Origin of the sequence: uncultured Arenimonas sp. (assembly GCF_963976025.1) — a bacterium.
In the GTDB taxonomy this organism is placed as follows: Bacteria; Pseudomonadota; Gammaproteobacteria; order Xanthomonadales; family Xanthomonadaceae; genus Arenimonas.
In genome coordinates this window covers 1-8,323 of the sequence record NZ_CAXBJS010000117.1, presented here as the reverse complement: position 1 = coordinate 8,323, position 8,323 = coordinate 1, and the positions used below count along the sequence as shown (strand labels likewise).

The window sequence follows — 8,323 nt, the reverse complement described above, 5'->3', positions numbered from 1 at the left end:
GACGGCGTCACCGGCATCGAGCACAACATCCCGGTGGCGCCGCTGTACCGCGACGTGGTGGAACTGTGGCGACACACCGAGGTCGGAAATACGCCGACCCTGGTGGTGAACTACGGCGGCCTCAACGGCGAGTACTACTGGTACGCCAAGGACAACCTGTGGGAGAACGAGCGCCTGAACCGCTTCTTCCCGAAGGGCTCGCTGGACGAGAACACCATCCGCCGCCAGGGCGGCCCGGAGTGGGACTACTACCACATCGAGGTCGCCAAGGCCGCCAAGGTGCTGCGCGACGCCGGCGTGCCGATCCTGGTCGGCGGCCACGGCCAGATGCAGGGCATGGCGCCGCACTGGGAAATCTGGTCGCTCAACCAGGGCGGCTTCACGCCGTTCGAGGCACTGCGTGCGGCCACCATCGACGGCGCCGGCTACCTGGGCCTGGACAAGGAAATCGGCTCAATCGAAACCGGCAAGCGCGCCGACCTGGTGGTTGTCGACGGCAACCCGCTCGAGGACATCCGCCAGAGCGACGACACCGCGATGGTGATGGTCAACGGCCGCCTGTTCAACGCCGCCGACCTGTCGGAAATCGGTGGCAAGCAGCGCCCCGCCCCGGAATTCTTCTGGCAGCGCGGCGGCGGCGGCGTGCCCACGGGCGTGGGCTACGGCCCGACGGTGCCCTGCCATTGCCCGAAGTCGGATCCGCACGGGCATTGATTGATGGAGTTCCTGGCGTTCGGGGTCTACTCGGCATTCTGTTTCTGGGTCATCTTCATGGACGGCGCGGACACGATCGAAGGATGGAAGTCTTTTTTCCTCATTGATTGGTTCGCGGCGTCCCTGACGGCCCAGGAGCTGAAGTTCTATGTCGGCATTTCCTGGCTGGCGTCCCTGGCGATACTCTTGTTCTTCACTTTCAGCGGGGCGTAGGAAATGGAACATGCAAGTTCGGGCGGCTTCGCAGTGGGCTGGTTCACCCTGGCGCTGATCAACGCCGGCCTGGCGCAGAGCAAGGGGCGCGGCGGCTTGAACTGGTGGCTGCTGTCTTTGCTGCTGGGCCCGATCGCCACGCTGCTTATCGTGGTGATGGAACCGCTGGGCAGGGGCCCGTCCGTCCCGCAGTAGATCCGCTAAACCTTGCGCGCGGTCGCAACCGGCAGCGCGTCGAGGCGCTTGATCGTGGCGGTGTCGAGGATGCCGGGGTCACGCAGCCAGTCCTGGAACATTTCGGTCGCGTCGTCTCCCCAGAACAGCGCGTCGCCGGCCACCAGCGTCGGGACCCCGAAGACGTTGTCGGCCAGGGCGGCCTGGAAGTTCTTCTGCAGGTCGCCCTTCACTTCGGGCGAAGAAAGGGCCGATTCCAGGTCGACCACGCCAAGCCGGCTGGCGACCGGACGCAGGTCTTCCATGGACTCGCCGGCCCGGCCCTCCTGCCAGACATGGTCGAAGATCTGGTCGATGGCTTCCGGCGTGCCGCCGGCGGCGATGCACAGGCGCAGCGCGTTCAGCGGATTGAAGGGATGCGCCGGCGGGAAGTTGAGCGCAATGCCTTTCTTCGCCGCGCGCCACTGCACGTGGCGGTAGGTGAACCTGCGCTTGGACGGGATTTCCGCCGGCCCCTTGTGGCCATGATGGTTCAACAGGCCCGCGAGAAGGATCGGTCGGCATTCGACGCGGCAATTATCGAAACGCTTCACCTCCTGCCACTGCAGGTAGGCGAAGGGCGAGATGAAGTCGAAATACCAGGTGACCTTGGGACCGGACATGGGCTGCCTGCTGCGTGGACGATCGGCCCCGAGTCTAAGGCCAGCGGGGCACTGCCCGCGCGGGCCGGCCGCTGCTAGTCTGCGGGCCTCCGGACCCAAACCCAGTCGCCACCATGCACATCCTCGGCATCGGCCTGCATATCCTGGTCGCGATTTATTTCGCGGTACACGCCATCCGCAGCAACCAGGGCCTGTACTGGCTGTTCATTCTTTTCATGTTCCCGCTGCTGGGCAGCATCGTTTACGGCGTGGCGATCTGGCTGCCGGAAATGCGCCAGAGCTACACGGCGCGGCGGGCCGGAAGCGCCGTGCGGCGCGTGCTGGACCCGAACCGCGAACTGCGTGAGGCGCGCGAGGCCCACGACCAGACCGCCACCGTCGCCAACCGAACGCGCCTGGGCCAGGCGCTGCTGGCTTCCGGCCAGGCACAAGAAGCGGTGCCGCTGCTGCGCGCCGCCGCCCAGGGGCTGTATGCCGACGACCCGGACGTGCTGGCGCAGCTGGCGCGCGCGGAACTCGAATCCGGCGACGCGGCGGCCGCCCGCGACCGCCTGGATGCGCTGATCGCCGCGCACCCCAACTACCGCTCGCCCACCGCCCACCTCACCTACGCCCGCGCCGTGGCCGCCTGCGGCGACCAGGACAAGGCGCACGAAGAGTTCGGGGTGCTTGTGGACAGTTTCCCCGGCCTGGAAGCCCGCGCCCGCTACGCCCGGCTGCTGTCCGAATGGGGCGAGAACGAACGGGCGCAGGCACTGGCAGCCGAATCGCTCGCCAAGGCCAAGGGCCTGCCCCGCCACTCCCGCGACCTCGACCGCGACTGGATCAAGCAGCTGCAGGAACTGGCGAAATGAAACTCCGACTCCTGGGCTATCTGCTCGCCCTCGTGTTCGCAGCCTCGGGCGGGGCCAAGCTGCTTTCACTGCAATTCGAAATCGAAGCCTTTGCCCGCTGGGGTTACCCGCTGGAGTTCATGTACCTCACCGGCGCGCTGGAAGTGGCGGGTGCCCTGGGCTTGCTGGTGCCCCGGCTGTCCGCCCTCGCCGCCCTGTGCCTGGCGGCGCTGATGGCCGGCGCGGTCGGCACGCACGTGCTGCACGGTGAGTGGGCCATGATGCTGGTGGCGCTGTGCATCCTGCTGGCCGCCTTCTGGCTTGGCTGGCGGCGCCGATCCGGGAGGGGCCATGACTCTGGCGCTGTTTGATTTCGACGGCACACTGACCACGCACGAAACCATGCCGGTTTTCGTGCGGCGGTCCGTCAGCCCCCGACGCTTGCTCTTCGGGCAGCTCGCGCTCGCACCGCTCATCATCGGGTACAAGCTCCGTGTGGTGTCCGGACGACTTGTGCGAAGGGCGATCGTCCGCGTTGGCTATCGCGGCGTCCCCGTCTCCATCCTGGAGGAAGCGGGGGAGGCCTTCGCCCGGGACTACCTTCCCGGGGTCTTGCGCCCCGAGGCGATGCAGCGCCTTGACTGGCACCGGAAACATGGCCACCGGGTGGTGGTTGTGTCTGGTGGCCTGGATGTCTACCTGGCTCCCTGGTGCCAGTCACAGGGCTTGGAACTGGTCTGTTCAGCGCTGGAGCAGGTCGACGGTGCGCTCACCGGCAACTACCTCGGTCACCAGTGCGTGCTCGACGAGAAGGTTCGCCGGTTGCGTGCGGCCTGCGACCTTCAGGCCTACGAAACGATCTACGCCTACGGCGACACGCCCGAGGACATTCCGATGCTGGAACTGGCTACCCACGCCTACTTCAATGGCCGGCCCTGGCCGGGCAGCCGGGCGACCCGTTTGGGTGCGGAGCCTGCCTAGGGCCGGCCCCGGGCACGCGCAAACAGCGCGGCGGCGGTGAGCCAGGCCGCGCACATCAGGCCGGTGGCAGTCCGGGGGCTATTTCACCCGCTTGCCGTGTTTGACCACCAGGTCGATGCGCTGCAGCAGGGCGACCTGTTTAAGGGCATCGCCGTGCACGGCCACGATGTCGGCGTATTTGCCTTCGGTCACCGTGCCGTAGTCCTTGTCCACGCCCATGGCCACGGCCGGCCAGTAGGTGGCGGCGCGGATGGCGTCGATGGCGGGCACGCCGAACTGGTTCACCCAGACGTCGAGCTCGTTCCAGGTGCTCTGGCTGTGGAACTTCATCGGGATGCCCGAGTCGGTGCCGACCAGGAGCACGACGCCGGACTGGCGCAGCTGATCGAACTTGCGGCGCAGGGTCGGCTGGCGCTGCGGCGTCTGCTGGAAATAGGAGATGCGTTCGGGATGCTCGAGCGAGCCCTTGATGTCGTCGACGATCTCCGGCGGCAGGCCGCGGTGCCAGGAATCGGAATCGATGAATTCGTTGTTGCGCACCGTGTACGGGAAGTTGAACAGCCCTTCGATGGTCGGCGTCCAGAACAGCGGGCCCAGGGCCATGTTGGCGGTGCGTTCGGCCAGCGCGTCCATCACGTCCTTGGGGAACTCGGGCGCGGCGGCGAAGCCGGTGTGTTCGAAACCATCGACGCCGTGGCGCAGGCCGCGCCGCACTTCCTCGGGGCGGTGGGCGTGGGCGATCACGGGCAGGTCGTGCTTGTGGGCTTCATCGACGATGGCGGCGATTTCGGCCTCGCTCATCTGGTCCTGGTCGATCAGCTTGATGACATCGACGCCGGCGTTGGCCAGGCGGCGGATCTTGGCGCGTGCATCGGCGGGCGAATCCACGCCCCAGCGGAAGGCTTCGGTGCCCGGGTAGGGCCTTTTCTGGATGAAGGGCCCCGACATGTACATGGTCGGGCCCGGGATCTTGCCGGCGTTGATGGCGTCACGCACGGCGATGGAGTCTTCCAGCGGCGCGCCCAGGTCGCGGGCGCTGGTGATGCCGGCCATCAGCAGCTGTTCGGCCGAGGCGGGCATGATCACGTCGCGCAGCTGCGGCAGGTATTTCTTGTCCCAGTAGGCGTAGTCGGCGTGGCCGTTGATCATCAGGTGCACGTGCATGTCCCACAGCCCGGGCATGACGGTCATGCCCTCGGTGGACACCACCTCGGCGTCGGCCGGCACCGGCAGGGAAGCGACGGTGCCGACGGCGACGATGCGCTCGCCATCCACGATGATGACGCTGTCGCGGATCGGCTCTGCCAGCGTGCCGTCCACCAGGGTGCCGCCGACCAGGGCGAGCTTCGCCGCCAGCGCCGCGGGAGACAGGGCCAGCAGCAGCGCGGTGGCCAGGCAGGTGTGCTTGAGCGTCATCGGGTCGGCCTCGGTGGGAATGACCCGATGTTAGCGCGAAGCGGACCGCCCTACTTCGAGTTGACCTGGATGCGCAGCGCGGCCACGTAGCCGTCGTCGCGCCGGCTGTGGTCGGCTTCGTAGTCGGTGGCCATCAGCACCACGTGGCTGCCGCCGGCGTCGACCACGGCCAGGCCCTTGCCGCCGCCCTCGACGGGCGTCCAGGCCGAACGCACGAGGGTGGTTTTCTCCTGGGCCTGTTCGCCCGCTTCCAGACCGGCGGCCTGGAGCTGGGCGACCAGGCGGTCCATCGCTTCCTGGGCGCCGAGTTCGGGCAGGTCGAGGTGGATCTGGCGCATGGTGATGCCCGCGGTGGAGCTCATGTCCACGGTGGCGTTGTAGGCGAAGTCCGGCATCACCCCGCCCGGCAGCGGGTTCGACAGCGGGCGATTGCCGGGCTTGCCGGGGACCTGGCGGGCCTGGTCGGCGGCAGCGGCAATGATGGCCGCGGCCCTGCTGGTGTTTTCCGGCGCGGCGTCGGCGGGCTTGTCGCCGCCACAGGCGGCCAGCAGTGCCAACGCCGGCACGATGGCGATCAGGTTGGTGCGCATGGGCGGGTTCCTTTTCCGGGGTTTCACCGGGTCTAACGCACTAAGCGAACCAGTTCCGCCACCAGCAAGCCTTTGGTGCCCCGCGCGGGGTAACCTCGGGGCATCCGCCCAATTCAGACAAGGAGAGCCGCGATGGCCGTCAAATACATCCTGCGCCTGCCGGAACCGTCCCGGGCCCGCGGGGCCGAACCGTCGCTGTCCTTCACGTCCGACGGGGCGGGCGGGCTGGCCGCCGAACTGCAGGCCGCCCTGCGCGATGACACCCTGTTCCAGCGCTGGCGCGCCCTGCAGGAAGACCCGGACGAAGTGGACGATGCGCTGGGTGCCACCGACCCGGCCGCCACCGTGGTCGGCAAGCAGGAAGACCTGATGATCGAGCTGCACGCCACGACCTCGATTCCCAGCGGCGTCCTGAAGCAGCGACTGAGGTGGCTGGCGGGCGACCACTGGGTGCTCGCCGACGTGCGTAACCCCTAGCCGGTACGGGGACGGGTGCAATTTCCCTCGGGAAATTGCACCCGTCCCCTCAGCCAGTGTTCTGCACGCCCGCGGCTATTCCGTTGACAGTCGTAACCAGCGCGTGGAACAGCGGGCCCTGCTCGGGCCGGCCTTCGGCGCGCCAGCGGGCCAGCAGGTCGACCTGAAGCAGGCTGATGGGATCGACGTAGGGATTGCGCAGGCGGATCGACTGGCGCAGGCGGAAATCGCCGTCGAGCAGGCGCGGGCTGTCCTTGATGGCCAGGATGACGTCGCGGGTGCGTGCGAACTCGTCGGCGATGCCGGGATAGAAGCGCGCATGCGCGTCGCCGGCCAGCAGCGAATAGCGCTCGAAGATGGCCAGGTCGGACTTGGCCAGCACCATTTCGACGTCGTCCACGAGCGTGGCGAAGAAGGGCCAGTCGCGCGCCATCTCGGCGATGGCGTCCTGGCCGTAACGCGCGATGCCTTCCGCCAGGCCGGTGCCCACGCCCAGCCAGGCCGTGAGGCCGCAGCGATTCTGTGACCAGGCGAAGACCCAGGGAATCGCGCGCAGCGACGACACGCCGCCGGCGTTGCCGCGCTTGCTGGGCCGCGAACCGATGCGCAGGCGTTCGATGACGTCGATGGGCGTGGCGTCGCGGAAATACGGCACGAAGCCTTCGCTTTCGTAAACCAGGCCGCGGTAGTGCGCACGGGCGGCGGTGGCGATGGTCGCGGCCATTTCCCGCCAGCGGGCTTCGCGCGGTTCGGGCTGGCGCGGGCGCAGGGTAGCGCGCAGCACGGCGCCGGTGGCCTGCTCCAGATTGCGCAGGGCGATGGCGCGGATGCCGTACTTGCGGTGGATCACTTCGCCCTGTTCGGTCAGGCGCAGGTAGCCGTCCACCGAACCACGCGGCGCGGCGATGACGGCGCGGCCGGTCTTGCCGCCGCCGCGGGAAAGCGAACCGCCGCGGCCGTGGAAAAACGCGATGCGTACGCCGGCTTCGGCGGCCAGCGCGGTCAGCGCCACCTGGGTTTGCTGCAGCGCCCAGCGCGAAGCGACCAGGCCACCGTCCTTGGCGCTGTCGGAATAACCCAGCATCACCACCTGGCGGTCGCCGCGGCTGCGCAGGTGTGCGCGGTACACCGTGTCGGCGAACAGCGAACGCAAGGTGTCGGCGGCGTTGTCTAGGTCGTCCACGGTTTCAAACAGCGGCGCCACGTCCAGCGGCACCGCGCCGTTGCCGTCCACGCAGCCGCCCAGCTTGGCCAGGGCCAGCACGGCCAGGGCGTCGGCGGCGCTGCGGCTCATGGAAACGATGTAGGGGCCGATGGCGCGCGCGCCGTAACGCGGCAGGGAATCGGCGACGGTGCGGAACACGTCGAGCACGGGGCGGGCGTCGTCGGCCGCCGGGTTGCCGGCCTTGCTCTTGCCGCCCAGCAGTTCGCGCAGGCGCTGTGCGCGGTCCTGCCAGTCGCGGTCCGGGTAGGTTTCATCGTCGAGCACCGCGGCCAGCGCGATGTCGTGCTGGCTGCTTTCCTGGCGCAGGTCGAGCGTGGCCAGGTGGAAACCGAAGGCCTGCACGCGGCGCAGCAGGCGGCGCACGGCGAAACCGCCGGCGTGGTCGCCGCGATGCTGCTGCAGGCTGGCTTCGACCAGGCGCAGGTCGGCCAGCAGGTCGTCGGGGCTGGCGTAGCCGCCTTCTTCGTCACCGGCGGTGGCCTCGATGCGGGCGGCAACCAGGGTGAGGAAACGCCGGTAGGGCATGTCGGCGTGGCGCGCCTTGATGGCATCGGCGGCGTCGGGGAAACGCCGGGCGTAGTCGTCGGCGCGCGCGATCATGTCTTCGGCGATGCCGACGCGGCCTTCGGTCTGGCTGAGCAGGTCGGCCAGTTTTTCCAGTTCGCGCCGGTAGCGGCCCAGCACGATCGCGCGCTGGCTCGACAGCGTGGCGGCGATGGTGTGGGCGCCGACGTTCGGATTGCCGTCCATGTCGCCGCCGACCCAGGAGCCGAAGCCCAGCAGCGGCGGCAGCTCGTCGGGCGAGATGTCGTAGACGGCGTGCAGGGCGTCGAGGAAGGTTTCGTGGAAGACCGGCAACACGCGGTAGAGCACGTCGGACAGGTAATAGGCGACGTGTTCGAACTCGTCGGCGACGGTGGGTTTTTCCGGCGGGGTTTCGTCGGTCTGCCAGCTGGCGGTCAGGGCCAGGCGCATGCGTTCGATGTCGGCGCGGCGCTCCTGCGGGGTCAGGTTGCGGTCGATGTCCTCGACCAGGCA

The 8,323-nt window shown here is 68.4% G+C and carries 11 protein-coding genes; 7 read left to right on the top strand and 4 right to left on the bottom strand.

From position 1 onward, the window contains the following. The 3 genes from AACZ35_RS09880 to AACZ35_RS09870 form a co-directional block, all read left to right on the top strand. A partial coding sequence (locus AACZ35_RS09880; protein WP_339828652.1) for an amidohydrolase family protein occupies positions 1 to 714 on the top strand: 714 nt, incomplete at its 5' end. Positions 715 to 717: 3 nt separating this feature from the next. Next, positions 718 to 927: a hypothetical protein gene (locus tag AACZ35_RS09875; protein ID WP_339828650.1), complete on the top strand. Its 210-nt coding sequence runs from the start codon at positions 718 to 720 to the stop codon at positions 925 to 927. 3 nt (positions 928 to 930) lie between these two features. Then, a complete protein-coding gene (locus AACZ35_RS09870) occupies positions 931 to 1,122 on the top strand; it encodes a hypothetical protein (protein ID WP_339828648.1) in 192 nt (63 codons plus the stop codon). Positions 1,123 to 1,127: 5 nt separating this feature from the next. Here the strand turns inward: AACZ35_RS09870 and AACZ35_RS09865 are convergent, their stop codons facing one another. Beyond that, the gene (locus AACZ35_RS09865; protein WP_339828645.1) at positions 1,128 to 1,763 is read right to left on the bottom strand and encodes a 2-hydroxychromene-2-carboxylate isomerase; all 636 of its coding nucleotides are present in this window, start codon (positions 1,761 to 1,763) and stop codon (positions 1,128 to 1,130) included. 113 nt (positions 1,764 to 1,876) lie between these two features. On the opposite strand from AACZ35_RS09865, the gene AACZ35_RS09860 reads away from it, so the two are divergent. From AACZ35_RS09860 to AACZ35_RS09850, 3 genes are read left to right on the top strand one after another with little or no spacing between them, the layout of a single operon-like run. Then, positions 1,877 to 2,617 (top strand): tetratricopeptide repeat protein, encoded by a 741-nt coding sequence (locus AACZ35_RS09860; RefSeq protein WP_339828643.1) that lies wholly within the window; start codon positions 1,877 to 1,879, stop codon positions 2,615 to 2,617. Further along, positions 2,614 to 2,967 carry a DoxX family protein gene (locus AACZ35_RS09855; protein ID WP_339828641.1) on the top strand — a complete coding sequence of 118 codons (354 nt, stop codon included), beginning with the start codon at positions 2,614 to 2,616 and terminating at the stop codon, positions 2,965 to 2,967. Before AACZ35_RS09860 ends, AACZ35_RS09855 begins: the two co-directional genes overlap by 4 nt. Then, positions 2,948 to 3,577 carry an HAD family hydrolase gene (locus AACZ35_RS09850; RefSeq protein WP_339828639.1) on the top strand — a complete coding sequence of 210 codons (630 nt, stop codon included), beginning with the start codon at positions 2,948 to 2,950 and terminating at the stop codon, positions 3,575 to 3,577. Before AACZ35_RS09855 ends, AACZ35_RS09850 begins: the two co-directional genes overlap by 20 nt. A 78-nt stretch (positions 3,578 to 3,655) precedes the next feature. Here AACZ35_RS09850 and AACZ35_RS09845 read toward each other — a convergent pair whose 3' ends face one another. Together AACZ35_RS09845 and AACZ35_RS09840 are read right to left on the bottom strand one after the other, a co-directional pair. After that, the gene (locus tag AACZ35_RS09845) at positions 3,656 to 4,993 is read right to left on the bottom strand and encodes an amidohydrolase family protein (protein WP_339828637.1); all 1,338 of its coding nucleotides are present in this window, start codon (positions 4,991 to 4,993) and stop codon (positions 3,656 to 3,658) included. 50 nt (positions 4,994 to 5,043) lie between these two features. Further along, positions 5,044 to 5,583 carry a hypothetical protein gene (locus AACZ35_RS09840; RefSeq protein ID WP_339828635.1) on the bottom strand — a complete coding sequence of 180 codons (540 nt, stop codon included), beginning with the start codon at positions 5,581 to 5,583 and terminating at the stop codon, positions 5,044 to 5,046. Positions 5,584 to 5,715: 132 nt separating this feature from the next. Between AACZ35_RS09840 and AACZ35_RS09835 the strand changes: the two genes are divergently transcribed. Further along, positions 5,716 to 6,060 (top strand): hypothetical protein, encoded by a 345-nt coding sequence (locus tag AACZ35_RS09835; RefSeq protein WP_339828633.1) that lies wholly within the window; start codon positions 5,716 to 5,718, stop codon positions 6,058 to 6,060. A gap of 49 nt (positions 6,061 to 6,109) precedes the next feature. Here the strand turns inward: AACZ35_RS09835 and AACZ35_RS09830 are convergent. After that, positions 6,110 to 8,323 (bottom strand): phosphoenolpyruvate carboxylase (locus tag AACZ35_RS09830; protein WP_339828631.1); only part of this gene is annotated, 2,214 nt, incomplete at its 5' end.